This is a genomic window from Bradyrhizobium sp. CCBAU 45384 (assembly GCF_028128665.1).
GTDB lineage: Bacteria > Pseudomonadota > Alphaproteobacteria > Rhizobiales > Xanthobacteraceae > Bradyrhizobium > Bradyrhizobium manausense.
The window spans coordinates 45,964-64,926 of the sequence record NZ_LBIZ01000097.1; the positions used below are offsets into that span (position 1 = coordinate 45,964).

11 protein-coding genes and 3 pseudogenes are annotated in these 18,963 nt (G+C 59.3%); 3 read left to right on the plus strand and 11 right to left on the minus strand.

What is annotated here, in order from left to right:
- Positions 1–116: 116 nt before the first annotated feature.
- The 3 genes and pseudogenes from XH80_RS10130 (at position 117) to XH80_RS10140 (ending at position 3,078) form a co-directional block, all read left to right on the plus strand.
- Complete coding sequence (locus XH80_RS10130) at positions 117–1,187, plus strand: tyrosine-type recombinase/integrase (protein ID WP_271598471.1); 1,071 nt, start codon at positions 117–119, stop codon at positions 1,185–1,187.
- Positions 1,188–1,240: 53 nt separating this feature from the next.
- Positions 1,241–2,014: pseudogene (locus XH80_RS10135) on the plus strand (tyrosine-type recombinase/integrase); the annotation flags it as partial.
- Between the two features lie 107 nt (positions 2,015–2,121).
- Positions 2,122–3,078 (plus strand): tyrosine-type recombinase/integrase, encoded by a 957-nt coding sequence (locus XH80_RS10140; RefSeq protein ID WP_442869137.1) that lies wholly within the window; start codon positions 2,122–2,124, stop codon positions 3,076–3,078.
- 81 nt (positions 3,079–3,159) lie between these two features.
- On the opposite strand, the pseudogene XH80_RS10145 reads toward XH80_RS10140, so the two are convergent.
- The 11 genes and pseudogenes from XH80_RS10145 to XH80_RS10195 all read right to left on the minus strand — a co-directional run.
- Positions 3,160–3,354: pseudogene (locus tag XH80_RS10145) on the minus strand (transposase zinc-binding domain-containing protein); the annotation flags it as partial.
- A gap of 9 nt (positions 3,355–3,363) precedes the next feature.
- Positions 3,364–4,220 (minus strand): annotated as a pseudogene (locus tag XH80_RS10150) (tyrosine-type recombinase/integrase).
- Between the two features lie 653 nt (positions 4,221–4,873).
- Positions 4,874–5,107, minus strand: coding sequence for an SDR family NAD(P)-dependent oxidoreductase (locus XH80_RS10155; protein WP_271598472.1), 234 nt, complete (start codon positions 5,105–5,107; stop codon positions 4,874–4,876).
- Between the two features lie 1,173 nt (positions 5,108–6,280).
- A complete protein-coding gene (locus tag XH80_RS10160; protein ID WP_333968717.1) occupies positions 6,281–6,652 on the minus strand; it encodes an AMP-binding protein in 372 nt (123 codons plus the stop codon).
- Between the two features lie 632 nt (positions 6,653–7,284).
- Positions 7,285–8,115: an ABC transporter permease gene (locus XH80_RS10165; protein ID WP_271598474.1), complete on the minus strand. Its 831-nt coding sequence runs from the start codon at positions 8,113–8,115 to the stop codon at positions 7,285–7,287.
- A 5-nt stretch (positions 8,116–8,120) separates the two neighbouring features.
- The gene (locus tag XH80_RS10170; protein ID WP_271598475.1) at positions 8,121–9,371 is read right to left on the minus strand and encodes an ABC transporter permease; all 1,251 of its coding nucleotides are present in this window, start codon (positions 9,369–9,371) and stop codon (positions 8,121–8,123) included.
- A gap of 71 nt (positions 9,372–9,442) precedes the next feature.
- Positions 9,443–10,507 (minus strand): ABC transporter substrate-binding protein, encoded by a 1,065-nt coding sequence (locus XH80_RS10175; RefSeq protein ID WP_271598476.1) that lies wholly within the window; start codon positions 10,505–10,507, stop codon positions 9,443–9,445.
- 86 nt (positions 10,508–10,593) lie between these two features.
- On the minus strand, positions 10,594–11,682 hold the full coding sequence (locus XH80_RS10180; RefSeq protein WP_271598477.1) for an ABC transporter ATP-binding protein: 1,089 nt from the start codon (positions 11,680–11,682) through the stop codon (positions 10,594–10,596).
- 453 nt (positions 11,683–12,135) lie between these two features.
- Positions 12,136–13,647 (minus strand): porin, encoded by a 1,512-nt coding sequence (locus XH80_RS10185; RefSeq protein WP_271598478.1) that lies wholly within the window; start codon positions 13,645–13,647, stop codon positions 12,136–12,138.
- 937 nt (positions 13,648–14,584) lie between these two features.
- Entirely contained in the window at positions 14,585–14,764 is a 180-nt protein-coding gene (locus tag XH80_RS10190; RefSeq protein ID WP_271598479.1) for a hypothetical protein, read from the minus strand.
- 833 nt (positions 14,765–15,597) lie between these two features.
- Complete coding sequence (locus XH80_RS10195) at positions 15,598–16,464, minus strand: Crp/Fnr family transcriptional regulator (RefSeq protein WP_271598480.1); 867 nt, start codon at positions 16,462–16,464, stop codon at positions 15,598–15,600.
- Positions 16,465–18,963: the final 2,499 nt, after the last annotated feature.

An 18,963-nucleotide genomic window follows, 5' to 3' on the forward strand; every position in this document is an offset into this window, starting at 1 on the left:
GCAGCGGGCCGAGCGGGCCTTACGTTGACGGGTTTGCAGCGGCACTGGAGCAGCAAGGCTATGGCCCCGAGACAGCGGTACGCTATTTGCGAGCGGCGGCTCACATCGGCCATGTCATGGCCGAGCAAGGCGCGGGCCTAACGGACGTTGATCTCGCCGCGTTCGGCGAGCACCTGCGCACCTGCCGGTGTCCACGCGCCAAAGGCGGCCGGCGCAACCACCACACCATCTACGGTGCCAGGCTCTTTCGTCGGCACCTCGTCGAGCGCGGCGTTTGCCGGTCCGCGGCCGTGGGGCCAGCATCCGCCGAGCCGCAGCTGGTCGCCGACTTCAAGACGTGGCTGCGCAAGCATCGCGGCGCATCCGATCCCACCGTCAGGCTCTACGCCCACGTCGCCGCGGGCCTTATGATGGAGCTTCGATCTGACCCGGCCGGCTGGAGGCCGAACGATGTCCGCAGCTACGTCCTGGAGCGCGCGAGCAATAGCGGGAGTGGCACGATCGAGAAGATGACGACGAGCCTGCGGGCTTTCCTGCGGTATCTCGCAGTCGCAGGCCGTTGTCAGGCAGGTCTCGATGGCGCCGTTCCGGCCTACGCTCATTGGCAGCTTGCCGACATGCCCCGGTATCTGTCGACCGAGCAGGTCTACCGGCTGATCGCTGCCTGTGACGGCGACGCCGGCGCGCGCCGGCGTGATCGTGCGATCGTACTTTTGTTGGTGCGCCTCGGCCTGCGGGCCGGTGACGTGGCGCAACTGCGCCTCACCGATATCGAGTGGCAAACAGGGTCGCTGCGGGTCTGCGGCAAGTCGCGCTACGAGGTCCGGCTGCCGCTGCCGCAAGACGTCGGGGATGCGATCGCCGCCTACCTCGAATGCCGGCCGTCTACCCGCCGGAGCGATCTCTTGTTCCTGCGCACGATCGCGCCGTGCCGGCCATTCCGACGAGGCGACGGCATCTCGTCGGTGGTGAAGCGCATCATGAAGCGGGCCGACATCGTGGCGCCGGTCAAAGGGGCCCACGCTCTGCGGCACACCGCGGCGACCGAGATGCTGCGCCATGGCGTGCCGCTCGACAAGATCGGACTCGTCCTTCGGCATCGCGGCATCGACACGACGGCCTATTACGCAAAGGTCGACGTCGCGCTGCTGAAGCAGGTTGCTCAGACCTGGCCGGAGGCGCTCTGATGCTCGACGCCATCGAGACCTATCTCGCGCTCCGCCGCGCCACGGGCTTCGCGATGTCGACCGCGGAGTACCTGCTGAAGAGCTTTGCCGCCTTCGCGGCCGAGCGCGGACAAACGTACGTCGAGACAAAAACAGCGATCGACTGGGCCGCGCTCGGACCATCCGTCGCGCAACGCGATGCACGGCTCAGAGCCGTCTGTCGCTTCGTACGCCACGTCCGGGTGGAGGACGTGGGGCACGAGCTGCCGCCGGCAAATCACTTCGGCGCTCGCAAGAAGCGTCGCACGCCGCACATCTACACGACAGACGAGATCAGTCGGCTGGTTGAAGCTGCGCTGCGGCTTCGGCCAATGCGCGGCTTGCGCCCGCACACGCAAGCGACCTTGATCGCGCTGCTCTCAGCCACCGGGCTCAGGATCTCCGAAGCCCTGAAGCTGACGATCGCTGACGTGACCCGCGACGGTCTGCTGATCCGCGAGACCAAGTTCCGCAAGACGCGACTGGTGCCGCTGCACGACACGGCAGCCGCCGGCTTGCAGCGATACCTGGCACGTCGCGGGCCCGGCTCGGACGATGATCCGATGTTCATCGACAAGCTCGGTCGGCCGCTGCGCTACATTGCCGTCAAGGAGACCTTCGATAGGCTGGTCGACAAGGCTGGCATCAGATCGAGGTCGGATCACCGTCCTCGCCTGCACGATCTGCGGCACACGTTTGCGGTGCGCGCGCTGCAAGGCAGTCCTACCGGCCGAGGCCGCTGCGGGGCGCACATGGCGGCACTCGCGACCTACATGGGTCACGTCAACATCTACGCGACCTACTGGTATCTCGAGGCCACGCCCGACCTCTTGCGCGATGTCGCCACGGCCGGCGAAGCGTTCATGTCCGAAGGGAGGTCAGCAAGACGCCGATCGCTCCCCTCATCGAGACGTTCCTGCGCGACACACTCGCTTGCCAACGGGGCGCCAGCCGGCACACGAGGGGCTCCTATGCCTCGAGCTTCCAGCTGCTGTTCGTGTTCGCCGCCGACCGGCTCAAGGTCAAACCATCGGCGCTGACGCTCGAACAGATCGATGCCGGGCTCGTCAGCGCCTTCCTTGAGCATCTTGAGGACGAGCGCAAAAACGCGGCCGTGACGCGCAACGTTCGCCTGGCGGCGATCAAGTCGTTCTTCCGCTTCCTCGAGTACCGGCAGCCGGCAGCGCTCGAGCAGATCCGCCGTGTACTCGCGATCCCGTTCAAAAAAACTGACACGCGCCTGGTGCCCTACCTTCTGCGCGAAGAGCTCCAAGCCGTGCTCGACGCTCCCGATCCGGCGACACGCGATGGCATCCGCGATCGCGCAATGCTGCACGTGGCCGTCTGCGCAGGGCTGCGTGTCTCCGAGCTGACGGGCCTCAAGGTCGATGACATCGACCTGCCTTCGATGAGCATCCGCGTGCTCGGCAAGGGACGCCGGGAGCGGACGCTGCCGTTGTGGAAGCCGGCGGCCGCTGCACTGCGTGCCTGGCTGGCCATCCGTGGGCAGGTCGCGACACCTGAGGTGTTCGTCAATGCCCGTGGTGAGCCGCTGAGCCGATGGGGCTTTGCCTATCTGCTCAGGCAGCACGCCGCGACTGCGGCTCGCAAGCAGCCCGGTCTCGCCAAGAAACGCGTCTCGCCCCATGTGCTCAGGCACACCTGCGCGATGGTCGTCCTGCAAGCGACTGGGGACATCCGGAAGGTGTCGCTATGGCTGGGCCACGCTACGCTGACGACCACCGAGGTCTACACGCGCGGCGATCCGACCGAGAAGCTCGATGCGATGGAGGCGATCGTGCCGCCCCACCTGCGGCGCGGCGTCTTCCAGCCCACCGACAAGCTGATAGAACTCCTCAGGCGTACCTCGTAATGGAGAGCGGGGCTGGCGGTGATTAGTGCAGGAGCGCGATCAAGTTGCCGCCAGCTCCCCATTACCGGCTTTGCCCATAAGACAGGAGTTGTAGGCAATGCGGGGGGCACCACAGTCGTCGCATTGCTCGAGGTGGCCACCGAGCACAGCCGTCCGGCATGCCGTGATCGCACCCATGATGCGCCGCTCGACGCGGCCCAGATGCCCGGCACGGGCTTGCCGAAACGCTTCGCCGTGGCGGCGGAAGATGTCCGCCACTTCCAGAACCGGAGCCATCAGGTCCGCTCAGCCGGGCGGCACGACCTCCAGGCGGAGCCGGTCAAGCGGACTGGGCGTATTGCTGATGGTCTTAGTGGCGACTTGGGTATAGCGCGCCGTGCTGGCCAGACTGGCATGGCCGAGCAGCACCTGGATGATGCGTACGTCGGCCACGTTCTCCAGGAGATGGGTCGCGAATGTGTGCCGCAGCGTATGCACTGTCACTGACTTGCTCAAGCCGGCCGCAGCACAGGCTGAACGGCAGGCGGCGTGCAGCACGTTCGGGACGAGCGGACGCTCATCGTCGCGACCGGGAAACAGCCATCGCTTTGGCCGAGTGAGCCGCCAATATGTCCGCAGAATCCTCAAAAGCTGCGGCGAGAGCATAACGTAACGGTCCTTGCCGCCCTTGCCGTGCTCGACCCGGATCAACATCCGTTGGCTATCAATGTCGACAACCTTCAAGAGAACCACTTCCGATACGCGCAAGCCTGCGGCATAGACAGTGGTCAACGCGGTACGGCTCTTGAGGCTCGGGATTGCTTCCAGAGGACGACCTCGTCGGCGCTCAGCACCACCGGCAGTTTGCGCGGTTTACGCGCATAGGCGATGCGCTCCGGAACGGTGTCATGACCAAGCGTCACACCGTAGAAGAACCGCAGTGCGCAGACGATCTGGTTCAGCGCCGGCCAAGACATCCCCGTCGCAACCAGATGAACCTGGAAGGCACGGATATCCTCCAAGTCAAGGCGGTCCGGAGAACGACCGAAATATCGGCTCAACTTCGCTACGGCGTTGAGGTAGGATTGCTGCGTCGCCGGTGACAGATTGCGGACCGTCATGTCCTCGATCATGCGGCGGCGAAGTGGGCTGATCTCAGCCATCGGAAAACCTCCTGTCTAAAGGGTTGGGCTGCGAAAACCCGCAATCCTCTCAGACAGGAGGCAATCCTTGCTATGACTCCCTACATGCCGCGCCAGCGGCTTCGTTCAATCCCAAATCGAGTCAACCTAACCCCATCCCGCTTTAGAAGACCTAAGGCGCATGAATTGCGACGCATGCGGGCGACGCCGGGTGGAAATAGGTCATCATCTTGAGCATCTGGACTGTCCATCCAAATCGATTGACGCGGCTCAGGGCCCCGTTACCTGCCAGTTTGAACATCGTCAACGCGTACGCAGGTGCCGGTCACGAAGTCAGATGACGGTGAGACCAGGACCAGCAAGGTCCTGTCAAGCTGAGCTGGATCGCCCATACCGGGCCGCGGAAATCCCTTGGTGATATCGCCCACACGTTGCAGCATGCCATCCATCATCTCGGACGAAAACGCTCACGGCGCAATTGCGTTGACATTGATGTTGAACTTTGCCCATTCGACCGCCAGCGCCTACGTCATTCGTACCACTGCGGCTTTGCTATCGAATAGAGAGCGGCGCCATTGCCTCCATAAGAATAGACCGACGAGGAGACGAGATTGACCATGACAGTACGTACGGCGCTCGCACAATCATGTCCAGCACGCGGTCGATCAAATCCATCAATCCATCGACATCTTTGCCGCGTGCTGGGCGTCCCGGATGCCCGCATTATTCATCAGGATCGTTATCGAACTGAGCTGCCGCTCTACCTCTGCGACCACCTTGGTCAGCTGATCCGCGTCCGTCACGTCAAGTCGTAGCGCCACCGCCTTGCCACCGGCCCTGTTGATTTCCGCCGCGACGCGCCCAGGCGATCGAGCCGCCGCGCCGTCAAGACCACTTGTGCCACGCATCGCGCTAGCGCCTTGGCGAATCGCACGCCAGGGCCTCCCGACGCTCCAGTGACCAGCGCGTTCTGCTCCTTCAGGTCGATGCTAAAAATTGGAAAGTGCGTAATCCATGGTGCGCTCAGTCTTTCCGGTTTGATATGCGGTCAATCGGGGTCTTTTCAGCAGCGGCACTCGCACCTAAACCATCAACGGTGCCGCCGCCAGCTCGCTGGCGGCGATGACCGCCCCTCTTCGCAAGCAGCTTTGCATACGCCTCTCCGAACCTGGCGCCAGCACTGGTAATAATCGCCACCTTTCGGTTCCAACAACTCCATCCAGCCTCCTCAATATGCGGGTTGTAAGCACGGTATTGCTACCGAAGCGCGGCTTGGTCCATCCTCGAAGCCGGGTCGCCGGCCACGACCCGAGCCTGCAAGGTGATCCCTATACTTACGCCCGTAAGAGGCGCTTTTCAGCAGCGAACGACAGCGTGCCATGAACCGCCGCTTTCACGCCAAGTATTTCGCCGACGCGGCCGAGCATTGATGCCACATGCCTTCGACGAAAGTACTCGCATCCACGTCGACAGCGATGCATTCTCGAGCACATCAGTGACGCCGCAATGGGGATCCGGTCTTAGCGCTGTAAGAGGCCTCACAACGGGCTGTTTTCGCTTTGCTCCCGATGCTCATTTTGGGTTCATTTAGCTCTCCCGGCGCTGACTGTATTTCGCCCCATAGGCCAAATTTCTCCTGGCGATGCGCTCCGCACGCTGCTGAGTGCGACACACCTTGCCCGCCTCATCGCGCAATGGCTCATCGACAAACTCGATGTGCGTGGTCGCTTGTGGGCGACCAGCCGCTGGGCCAGATGCGCAAGCAGCGCCACGGCGGTCAGTGCCGGGCGAGCTTGGATGATGGCGTGAATGGAGGAGCCCAGATTCGAGAGACAAGCCGACCACGGCGCGGGATAATGTGAGTGGGTGCTCCTCGATCGCCCCTCGATTTCGGTCAGATACACGTTTGCCCCCCGACCGGGATCATGTCGGTGCGACGGTCAACAAGGTAGAGATAACCGTCAGCATCAAAATATCCGATATCCCCGAGACTCTCCCACCCGCTGGGTAGACTGCGGGCCGCGGCGCCGCGGTAAGAATAGGTCCCGGCGAGGCCTCGAGGTGAAGTATGTAGATCTCGCCTATCTCGCCAGCCGCCAGCACGTTCCGTCGGCGTTGGCGGCTTTCATCTCACCCAGGCTTACGCGTCTGACCGAGCCGCGGCGATCGAGCCACTCGCTTCCGATTATGATGGTCATGGCTTGGCCCTCGCTGCCGGCATCGAGCTCCATGATCACCTCTGGTCCGAGCCAATCAATGAAGGCCTCCTTGAGCCAAGGCGGACATGGTGCAGCCAAGTGCCAAAGCGTGTTCAGCGAGGAGACATCGTAGCGAGCTCGAACGCGATGTGGCAGTCGCCAGATCCGGCTCATCATGGTCGGAACCAAATAGATCCAGGTAGCCCTGTGTCGCTCGATTTCGACCAGTACGCCCTCGGCATCGAAGCGTAGCATCAGCACCAGATGGGCATTGTAGACTATCCTTCCAGCGCGGCCCTGAAAGGCCCGCTGTGATAGAGCGGTGCAAGAATCAGAGCCGTCGCACCTTGCCCGAAACGCCAGAAATCTGGGCGAGGTCGGGCAAACCTGAGAGAATCAATTTGGGCAGGCTCGTCGAGCCGCCCGACGTCGGAGCTACCAAAACCGGAGCCAAGCGCGCCTCCAACGGCTGATCGTCGCCCGATAATGCGATCAAGTCCTCGCCGGTAACGCCGCCTATCCACTCCATACCAGGCAAGGCGACCAGATCGTCGGATCGGCGAGATCAATGACGGCTTGCAGCTCAACTGTCGGGAGTCGGTAGGATACTGTTTGGGTTTCGCACCGAGCTTCCAAATGCTCCAGCATGCCTCGATGAAGTCGACACCATTGGGAGGCCAATCGTAACGAGATCGCCGGGCTTGACGCCCAGTGCCTTGAGCTGACCCAGCGCAAGGGTGAGATCGCCGCAATTAACTGCGGGCGCACTTGGTGTCGGCTGGGCGCGGCCGGAACAACTTTTCGCCCGAGGAGATCATCTCTTCCGTCATTCCACGAACAAACGTCGCCTTGATTCTAAGCGGCCTGAAATATCCGACGGAAACCGTTCATGTGTTGCGTATACCCCGTAGCCGCTCAGAGCGACGCCGCAGCAATTCGATCGTGGTCAGCATAGTGAGGGAGAAAAGGATAAGAGCTGTGGCGGCCGCTGTGATGGTTGGACTGATCGACTCGCGGATCCCCGAAAACATGACCCTCGGCAAGGTACGCTGCTCAGCGCTCGAGACGAAAAGCGCGACTACGACTTCATCGAAGGAGGTACCGAAAGCGAAGAGCGCGCCAGTGATCACTCCCGGAAGTATGAGGGGCAAGGTGATCTTGAAGAAGACCGTAATTGGCGGCGCACCGAGTCCGGCGGCCGCACGAGTCAGCGAGTGGTCAAAGCCCATCAGCGTCGCGCTGATGGTGATGACGACGAAGGGCGTAGCCAGCGTAGTGTGCGCCAAGATCAACGCGGCATAGGTGTTAAGTAACCCCAGATCGGCATAGAAGAAATAGACGCCGACGCCCGTGATCACGACCGGAACGATGATCGGCGAGATCAGCACGCTCATCACCGGCGTTCGCCATGGGAAGTTCGGGCGGCTGAGCCCAAGCGCGGCTAGCGTGCCGAGAACGGTCGATAGGAGCGTAACGGAAACAGCGACGAAGATCGAGTTGTGAAGCGCGCCCTGCCACCGCTCAGTCAAGAAGAACTCCTCATACCATCGCAGCGACAGGCCTGGCATAGGAAAGGTGAAGAAGGGCACGGAGTTGAAGGATAGCGGAATGATCACGAGGATCGGTGCGATAAGATATAGCAGCACCGCCCCACACAGCAGCCTGTGGAGATAGTACCAGCCCTTCTCGATCGGAGAAGCATAGACCGAAGCAGCCATCGTTCTCACCCCATCTTTATCCGCTCAACGCCGACCAGCTTGTTGAAGACGTAGTACAGCAGCAGGGTCGCGGTAAGCAGGATGACGCCGAGCGCCGAGGCCATGCCCCAGTTGAGTTCCTCGCTCGTATAATAGGCGACGAAAGAGCTAACCATTTGATCAGCCGGCCCGCCGACCAGTGCCGGGGTTATGTAGTAGCCCAGGCACAAAATGAATGTGAGCAGGCAGCCAGCGGCGACTCCTGGAAGGGTGAGCGGGAAATATACTTTCCAGAAGGCGTAGAAAGGACCGGCGCCGAGCGAGCGAGCTGCGCGGACGAAACTCGGTGAGATCGTCTTCATGACGCTGTAGATCGGCAAGAGGGTGAGCGGCAACTGGATATGGGTCATGGCCACGATCGTCCCGACCCTGTTAAAAATTAGTTCTGCTGGCTGCGATAAAACATGCAGCGCCATCAAAGTGTCGTTGACCACACCGTGTTGCTGCAGGAGCACGACCCAAGCGGTGGTGCGTACCAATAACGACGTCCAAAACGGCAGCACCACCATGATCATCAGTAGATTGCTGGACTTACGTGGCAATGTCGCCAAAAGATAGGCTAGTGGGAAGCCGAGCAGTAGAGTCGCGACCGTAACGCCGACGCTAATGCCGAGCGTGCGCAAGAAAACATCACGGAAGATTGCGCTCTCCGGCGGTGAAGCGACAATCTGACCGTTGGGGCCGTACTGGTAATCGACAGCGCGAAGCAGGTAAAAGGTCGTATAGGCCGATGTCCCGCGCTTCAGCAGGGTCCACACCTCGTGGCTCCCCCAAACCGGATTGATGTCGATCAGCGCTGCCTTGTAGGGGCCAGCGGTAAGCGTACTCGCTTTCCGAGCGCTCGATGTCACCTCGCTGAGGGTGCCGGGCAGTTCATAGTTCATCCGCTTGCCAATAGCGCCAGCGGTCTTCTGCGCCCAGGCCTGCTTGAGATCTCCAGCGAGAGCAGCATAAACTGCCTCGTTGGGCAGGTCCTTTCCGCCCCAACCATTCAGCGCCGCCATGGTTCGCGGCATTAGCACTAGCAGCCCATCGTCGTGGACTGCGTTGAACATCATACGGGCGATCGGCAAAACAAAACCGATCAGGATGAACAGCAACAGAGGCAGGACAAGGGCGAAAGCCCTCAGCTTGCGCGCGCGCTCGATCCGCTGCAGCTTGATCCGAAGCGGCACGCCGTCGAGGCTGCCAGCTATTTGGACGGCCATCGTCGCCATCGACCTCTCTCTCGGTTCGTCCGTCGAGTTTAAGGGGAGAACAAAGGTTCTCCTCTTTGCTTTCTTCGGTATTATTTGGCAAGCCAAGCGGTGAAGCGCTGGCGCAGTTGGTCGCCCTTCTCAATCCAAAAGACGACGTCAAAATCGGTGGCCTGGGCAACATGCTCCGGTGCAGTCGGCAGGTCGGACAGGATCGCCGGATCGATTAGCTTCGTCGCCTCGGTATTGCCGGTTCCGTAAGCGATATAGTGCGTCAGCTCGGCTTGCGACTGAGCCGAAGCGGCAAAACCAATAAACTTATAAGCCTCGTCCCGGTGGGGAGCGCCCTTCGGAATCGACCACAGATTGAAGGTCGCGATTTGAGCATCCCACATAATGTCGAAATGCTTGGCGGAGTTTTTGACAGCATCATAGATCCGGCCGTTCCACGCCGAGGTCATGACGACCTGGCCATCCGCCAGCAACTGCGGTGGCTGGGCCCCGGTTGTCCACCAGATTACGTCCTTCTTGATCGTATCGAGTTTTCTGAGGGCGCGCTCGACACCTTCGGGCGTCCTGAGAACATTGTAGACGTCCTTTTTGGCCACGCCATCGGCAATCAGCGCCCATTCGAGATTGGTGTAGGGGTCTTTATATAGTCCGCGCTTGCCGGGGAATTTCTGCAAGTCGAAGAGGTCGGCGATGGTCTTCGGACCGTTTGGCAACTTGTCCTTGTCATAGGCGACGATTGTCGCGGAGACGTGCGTCGGTACGCCGCAATCATACTTGCTGTCTCCCAAGAACTTAATCCGGTCGAGACCCAGTTTGTCCCAGTCAAGTGTTTCGAGGATACCCGCGTCGCATAGCCTTAAGGCCGCCGACTGATTGATGTCGACGACGTCCCAGCTCACCGTTTTCGTCTCGACCATTGCGCGGATCTTGTCGGTTTCGTAACTGTATTCGTCCTCGGTAATCTTTATCCCCATCGCCTTGGTGAAGGGCTGAAATTGGGCCTTACGCTGGCTAGCCTGGATGGCTCCGCCTCCAGCGGTGATCGTGAGCTGATCGCCTGCGAAAGCAGGTTCTAAGGGGATCAAAGCACTCACCGGCAGACCGGTTGCGAGCAGGACCCTCGCGATCGTCAATGACTTCCTCATCGTCCATTCTCCCTTCTGTGCGCAAATGGCGGCAGGGTTGCCGAAGAACGCAGCCTATTTTTTGCTCAAGAAAATACGGGTCGTTGTCATGGCGCGTCGAGCGCCCGACAATCCTCCGTTTTCCACCCGATGGTGATCTCGGCGCCAGGCTCGACCTGCGCTACGGATTCCGAATTCGGCAGCTTGATTACAAAGTCATCATGACCGCACACGGAAACCCGGGTACGTACATGATCGCCCAAATAGATGAGCTCTGTGACCCTCGCGCTGAAAACATTGGGCAGCGAGCCTGGTACCGGATTAAGCTTCACGCGCTCCGGCCGCAAAGACAGCACGGTCGGCCGGCCCACTGCCGCTACCTTGATGGCCAGCGCCTGCACATTACCGGCACCGGGAAGCTCCACGTTGCAGGTCAGACCGTTCATCGCCACGACCTTTCCCTGCAGCCGGTTGTTTTCGCCAATAAACTGGGCGACGAAAGCGTTCTGCGGTTGCTCGTAGAGTTCGGCTGGAGCGGCGAGCTGCTGAATGACGCCGTCGTTGAACACCGCTATCCGGTTGGACATGGTCAAGGCCTCGCCCTGGTCATGCGTGACATAGACCACCGTCACACCGAGGTTTTCATGAATATGCTTGATTTCGAGCTGCATTCGTTCGCGCAATTGCTTGTCCAGCGCACCGAGTGGCTCGTCCATCAGCACGAGTTTCGGATCGAAGACGAGAGCGCGCGCGAGCGCGACACGCTGCTGCTGCCCCCCGGAAAGCTGACCAGGCCGACGCCCTCGGTAGGCGCTGAGCCGGACCATGTCGAGTACCCGCTTTATCCTGACCTCCGTCTCGGACTTGGCGATCTTGCGAACCCTGAGTGGGAACGCGAGATTCTCCTCCACGGTCATATGCGGAAACAGTGCGTAGTTTTGAAATACCATTCCGATGTCGCGCTTGTGCGGCGGCATCTTATCGATCGAGCGTCCCGCTAGTAGGATCGAGCCATGTGTGGGCGCTTCGAAGCCCGCGAGCATCATGAGCGTGGTCGTCTTTCCGGAGCCGGATGGGCCCAGCATCGTTAGAAACTCACCCTGGGCGATGCCCAAGTTAAGATTCTTTACGACCAGCGTTTCACCATCATAGGTCTTCTGAACCTCACAAAACTCCACAAAGCTCGAGCCTGGCATCGCCTCTTTTCCTCCCCTGCATCCGTGGCGCACTCGTCACCGCGCCGCCGCCGACGACCAGACCATGATAGCTTGCTGAGGCATTGCAACAGCTCTGCGCCTTCGAGACTGAAAGGACACACGTGCACGAGGCGCCCTCGATAGACCCACTGCTTTCCTCACCTGCATTTTGGCGAGCAGCTTACGAAAGATATCGAACCGCAGAGCTACTTTTCATCAATCTCTGCGCCCACATCGCCGAAATCATGCATCGTATCGAGCACTACCGAGGATTCTCGCAGCCGCCGGCATGCGGAGCTACGAAGCTCTGCGAACCGCCTCACGAAGTCCAGATCCGATCGTGGGCTTGACCTAATATGAAAGGCCTCCGGCGGGCATGCCGGAGGCCTTCTTGGAGGTAACACTTAGATGAATAGAACCGGCTTTTCTCCTTCCGCTAGGTTGATAGAGAAATCAGAAAGTGCGCTGGGCTCTGAGCAGAAGCGTAAGGGCGTTCTGATCGTTGAGCTCGTAAGTGGCAGCAGGCTTGGCGATCGATGTCTGCACAGGCAGCGTCACCGTGCTTCCGCTCGCATACTTCTGGTCGAGCATCGTGTATGCGAGCTCGGCCGAGAAGGTCAGGCCCTTAACCGGAGTCCATCCCGTCCTCGTGCCAACAACCGCGTAGTTGAAATCGGGATTGCAGCCTCCAGGACCACTCGAGAGCGCTAGAGTGGCGACAAACGCGCCGCAGATATAGCCCTTAGCGATCGTGTTGTAGCGCACAGCAGCATACGCACCGAAGATGCTAGAGACCCATTGCGGGCTCCAGTTGTGGTTGTAACCACCTGAGATGCCGTAGGTTGTGGTTAGCTCCTGACCGGAGCCAGCCACGAAAACCGCGTCGGATACACCAGCGATGCCTAGGCTCTGGTATGCACCCGCAATGCCGGCACCTCCATACATCGCGTAGCTCGGGGCTCCCGTATAGTCATGGAAGTTGTATCGGCTTGCGCCATTAGTATAAACGCCCGTCACGCTGATCGAGTCCCCCGCACCAGTCGGGATATTCTTGATCGACAACGCCAGCTGACCGGCCCAGCCCCACTTGTCAGCCGGGTGACCTGTGACCTCCGTCGCGCCGTAGTAGGCAGCGTGGTTATTATGAGCCGCGGCAGAGGCTTTGAAGTAGCCCCATGTCTGGTCAACGGTAACTGAGCCGATCAGGTCTGGAGCCCTCGAACTGCCGAAGTCGTTGGCCCCGTACGCACCGGCCGCAAGTCCTGCGGCCGTCGCGGCGCTCACGTTCCATATCGCAAGTTGGCTACGGGAAACCGGATCCTCGGCGGAGATGGCTGCCGAGATGCCCTGACCAAAATCAAAAGTGTAAGCGGCCTGGAGTGTGGGATCCCAACCACCGGCGCCAGGCAGCTCAATTGAGTTGCCCGGATATTGCGCCCACGGGGTGCTAAACTGGGACGACGCTTTGCCGAATGTAAAGCCTGCGAACTGTATGAACGCGTAGTAGAGACCAGGAGTACCCTGAGCGATCTGACTACCAATGGATGTCGAATACGACGTACCACCTGTGCCGGCTCCGCTATAGGCTCCGCCGGTATAGGTCCAGGCGAACTCAGCGAACGTACGGAGCACACCGTATTCCGTCGCGGTGCGCGTATCGACGGTCAGGTCCTGACGAGCGCGCCAGCTGTAATAATCGCTCAGGCGATTATGTGCACCACCAACAAAACTGGTCGGCGCATCATAATGGTAGCTCGTGCCGAATGTCGTTTCAACGCGCAGATACCCGCCCAATTTGATGCAGGTGTCAGTGCCTGGGATGTAGTAATATCCGGCGCCATACAACGAGCAGATCTTGACGTACTCGATCGCCTTCGCCTTTACAGGAAGATCGGCTGCCTGCGCTCCGCCGATAGCGATCAGACCCGCCGCCGAACCAAGAAAGAGGCTCTTCGCCATCTTCATAAAGAAACCCTCCAGTTGCTTAACCTCAAGATCGGCTAGTCTCACTTCAAGGAGATTAGCCCTCTTCGCCCCCAATCATTCTCGACCTACAGGGCCTTCCTCGAACGCCACTGATGAATTGAACCAGTGACGTCGCGGCGCGGACCATTCCGCCGCTCGCGTGATTACGTTGACAGATTGCGTAACTTAGCGGCGTGAAAACTTCGTACGAAACGAACGAACGCATATGCCTCCCCCTGATGGCGTGTTCTAAGCGCTTCACAAGCGTACGCTTGGTACCGTGATTGGAAAGATCCGTACGCTTTGTACGCTTCTAGGCATCGTCTTGCGTGATGAATTGCCATTGCATCTACGTTCTATGGGTCATCTGTGGGTGCCCAGTACGCCCATGCTCGATGCGAGAGCTGCACGTACTGAGACAAGGCCGGATGTAGACCTCTCCTCTTCCAACGATGGTTGGGTCCTTCTCTGTCGTGCGCAAGCGAACGCAAGTTCGGAGGGCGCGCACAGAGGGAAACCTGTGAGCGTCGCCCGAACGCAACCTTCTCGAGCCTGACAAAAAACTCGACGCGATCGATGAACGAAACGATGCCTTCATCGTCTTGGCTGCAGCTCACCGCATGGCGAAACCAGATCGGCTATTCTGATCGATCGCAAGTCTCCTCAACCCACGACAAAGGGACGCGAACTAGCAGCGATGTTTAGCTGAGCACGCCGGGCCGGCCCACCGTAAGCGTCGTCCTCAAGCACGGCTTTGGCTTGAGCGCGGTACGCCCAGGGCAATAGCTAGATGCTGCGGTTTGGATCACGACGCGCCCAATCCCCCCGATTCACTTCGCCGCAGCGCGGCCCACAATTATCCGGCTTGCGTCGGGCGACAGTCTCGCCTGCGCATGTGGACGCGCCGCCAATCAAGTCCTTCGAGCAGCGCGGACAATTAAGCCGCCGACAGCCGGTGTCGCCGGGCAATCTGCGAAGCGACGGCGCCTGCTGCCAGCGTCTCCTCGACGATCTGGGCCTTGTCGTCCTTGGCGAACCAATCGGCGTCTTGTCTTCGTGATAACTTCAGTCGGCGCACGGTGACGTCCGACTTAAGCGTATGGTCAAGCCTAGACACAAGCCGATCCCTTCGAAGAGATTTGTGAACGTCGTCCACCCCATGTGCGCGAAAAGGTGGAAACGGAATGAGGCTTCCGCACCACCTTCGCGGGCGCAAAGTTCCTGCGTGTTCAAAGCCTTGAACTTGCTCCGTTCAATAGCGGCGCTCGTCGTCGCCAGAAGGCCCATCCCGCGGCATAGCTCGACAACGCGCGCACAGACCTTGCGCAGCAAACGCTGTCGTCTTTGCGGAGGTCCGCGGTCGTTTTGTGATCGGGAGCAAGGCGACCCAACAGCCACATAATCTGGATGTTACGTCCGCCTCTCGTCCCAGCCGCTGGCAGCCAGTTTAGATAGCCATAGATTTCAGCAGAGCGGAGGGGCGATATGATCGCCGGCAGTCGCTAGCGGCACAACATCAGCGAAGCACATCTTGGCCAGATCAAGCGCATCGAAGAAATCGAGGGAACAGAGTTGTTCTCGTCAATGAAATCATCGAGGCATTCAAGCCGCCGCCTCCGTTTCCTGCGATCTCCTCTTCAACGAAGTACCTCATCAGAATCCTGAAACACACTACGATAACCGCAGCCCCGTGTTTCACGCAGCCCTGGGTCATCACGGTTGTACTTGTCCAGCTCCCAGGTCTTTTTGAGCTGAGCGCACTCACCTGGCTCGACCAAGCCGCTGAATATTCGCTTGAGCTGTGGCGTGCATCCGCTCTAATGCGGCCCCGTTCGCTGCCTCGAAAGACTTGCAGAAGTCGGCCGACAAACAAATCTAGTAATAGCAGTCCGGGGGCACACCTGCGATGGCGAGTTCGTGGAGTATAGTAGGCTACTATGTGATCGCCCGCTAAAATGAGCTGATGTGGGACTCAAAGCTGCTGTAGGCGCCATCCGTGGCTGACGGACCGGAATCAGTCGCAAAATATGCACCGGCAATGAGCCTGTAACAGCTGCATGCCTTCTGCTCGAGTGAGTGCCGATCTTCGATCTGCAACACGCCACGCGCTTTTCGAATCAATCCTTGCTGCTCGAATCGGATCAGCGTTTCCGTTACCCCAGGACGACGCAATCCTAACATCGAAGAGAGGTAATCATGTGTAATGGGAAGCACATCAGCATCGAGAGCATCACTCGCCAAACACAGCCAGCACGCGAGGCGTTTCTCCAGATCGTGCCGAACGCCACAGAATCCCGTCTGGGCGCAGTGCACATTCTGCGCTTGGGTATACCTGACAAGATGCTCTCGGACTTCGGAGCACCCCGGCAGGACTCGTCGCAAGTCTTCAGCAAGAATTCTGTGCGCACTTCCGGCAACGAGCACAACAGATTGACGCGTAGCAAGATGTCCTCCGGCTAAAAGCGAAGCGCCGACCGCCCCCCGATGCCCGATTACCGCTGTTTCAAGAATACTTCCTGCTGCGACGATTCTCAGCGAGACGAGGCCCGATTCTATGAAGTAAATGTGTTCAAGTTGCTTTTTTGGCTCTTGAAGTATCATGCGTTCTCTCAAAACGACCGGCTCGAAGTATTCTCCTATTGCCGCGAGTTCTTGAAGAGAAATGCCTGCAAGGATCCCGTTTTTGACAAAGGGCCGCGTGCTGGAACGCACAGCACCTGGCCGATGAAGCATCCGAGGTCTATCGGATGCTCGTGTAAAAGCTGCAGATTCGGAGCTATCGCGCCCGCCGAGAACGGACAGGAATTGGTCGGTCATACTGCGGTCCGTCTCTGGTGAGTGAAATTCTAGCGGTCAACCCCTTTTGACCTTCGGTTTGATCGATATTTTTAGCAGTAAGCAGCCTCCGATCCATGCACTCGAGGGCTTATTGACGAACGAATCCTGCGATAAATTCGAATCCATGACGTATTCCACCGCGCGATGTTTTTACGCATATCAGCATCTTACGTTGCACCTAGTGGCCTAACGCCGCTATGGAGAGGCTCGCGATTCGGCTTGACTCAGCTCAGATTGGGGCGGGATCGAATGCTGGCCCTTCTCCTCCGCATGATCATGAAAGGCGCTCTCGCGGCGCGTCTCATCAGGACCGAAAAAGCTTGATAGCACGCGTCACCTGCCTGCCAGTCGCCTTGCCGCCGGTCATCAGTCCGGACCTTACGCAACTGGCGCGCCGGTGCTACTCCCGGAGGAAACCGCGCGATAGCCGCCCTGCGTCCCGTTTTGACTAAACATCGTGGAGGTCGATGGACTGCTTGCGACAGGTGAGCTGACGATCACCAACCGCGACCTCGATCAACGTTTCCGGCTAGATCTCGGCCTCCGCCAGGCACACTTTCCTGGCTCAAATGGCCGCCAATCCGGGAGTTGAGGTTTGTTGCCTTCTCGACAGTGGAGGATCGGCGCTCAGGTATGTTACTTGCCATACGCGCACGCTGCTTTCTCGGCGCCAGTCAAGCCGCCCGGATCCCTTCCAAAACGTCTTTAGCTTGCACTTCAATCACGAGCTTTCCTCGGATAGCAGTTCGGCGGACGTTAGCACCTGGAGCGAGCCCCCGGGCTTCGTCTGTCCCCTTCGTGACTTCACGCGCCCTGACCGCCACCTCGGAGGTTCTGGACCAGCGCCCAGCACGTTCAAAGCAATATCCTTGCTCGTGCCTCTTGTTTTCGACGAGAATCGCCCACGGCCTTGGCGAATTCCGGGATGCGAACAATGATCATGCCAATTTCGCCAACGGCGCAAACCGACCCAGTTGTCGAATGCCTTCAATGTGCACGCCGATTTCACGCGTCGTATGCGCAGCTTGCCTGGAGAGATCTTCACTTCACGGGCTACGACCGCACAGCCTTTGCCGAATTCGCCCGCACGCGCAGCTGGCATTAAGGGCCAGCAAGTTGATTTCCCGCGCAATCCCGGCGATCACGCTTCCGATCCGCTCAGCCGCGGTTGCCAGCCCTACCATGCGATTATCGCTGAGTTCGACTTTGCGAACGGCTTCCCTAGCCATATTGGCGGTTTTTTTCCACTTGCCTGCCGATTTTCGCGACTGTCTCTGCCATCTCGCCCGTAGCGTCCGAGACACGCTGAACGTGGGCTGACGCCTCGTCCGACGAGGCAGCCACCTCGACCGAAGTTTCCGGTTGTGATCAGCCGAGCAGGTGAGACCACGTGCGGATACTTCAAGTTCGGGGGAAGCAGACGAGACGCTCTCAACTACTTCGTCAGCAGCTTCAAATTCGCTGGCTAGTCTGACAATATCCGCACTCCACCGCTCGGCGGCTGTGTGATCTTGTTCGATCTTTGCATCGAGTTCGGCCTGTGTCTTCTCCGAGGCTTTTTCTTGAACATTTGGACCGCTTCTGCCATCTCGCCAAGCCCGTCGTCTCTTCGGCCAGAACGCCATCGAACCGACCTTCGCCAAGCTGACGCATGGCCGCCGTCATCAAGGCGACGGTTCTGGCGATACGTTGACCGCTCCATAAGGCGAATAAGCTAGCGAGCAACGTTGCAAGCCGAATCAGCTAGACAAGCTTGCGTTGAATTTCTTCAGTCCGTCTTTCCGCAGCCTGCGAATGGGCAACAGCGCCAGCCATGGCCCTGACGAGAACCGGGCGAATGCTATCGTAAATCTGTCCGAGATCATCCACCTGGTCAATTAGCGTCTGCATCGTCACCATGAACGACACGAAATTTGACTTGTAATGGCGGATCAGTTCAAGAATTTGGGATTTAACTTCGGCCTCGTGGCTCGACTGAGCTAGCGTGGCCTCGAACTCCGCTTCTTGGGTCGGCCAGTTGATCGCCGTATTTCTCCTCGCCGCGCAAAATGAAACTCTCTGTCATGCCGGCGGATCATCAGCATTAAAATCGTGAGGTGTGGCTGGTTCAACTCTGCAACGGCCTTGCGTAGCTTGCCCTGAACTCCATCGTCTTCGTTGAAGCGGACGTTGCGTTACGCTGCGACCACATTGCGAAAGCGAGTCGCATCGAGATCGAGGACTGGCCTTAAACGGCCTGCCTATTCTAACGGGTCATCATCCGGCACCGTCGAGACAACTTCTTCTAAACCACTCAATTCGGGGAGTTGCCGCTCATGGCCTCCACATTTCGCCGTGCTTGCGAAGGAAGTCGCCAGCAACCTGCCGCGATTCCAGGACTCCTTTCGCCAATGATGAGATATCGAAGTTTGACTTTGTTGCTGTCGTTCTACTCATCTTCGACAACGCTCGCATAATGCAAGGCGAGACCGGGTCACG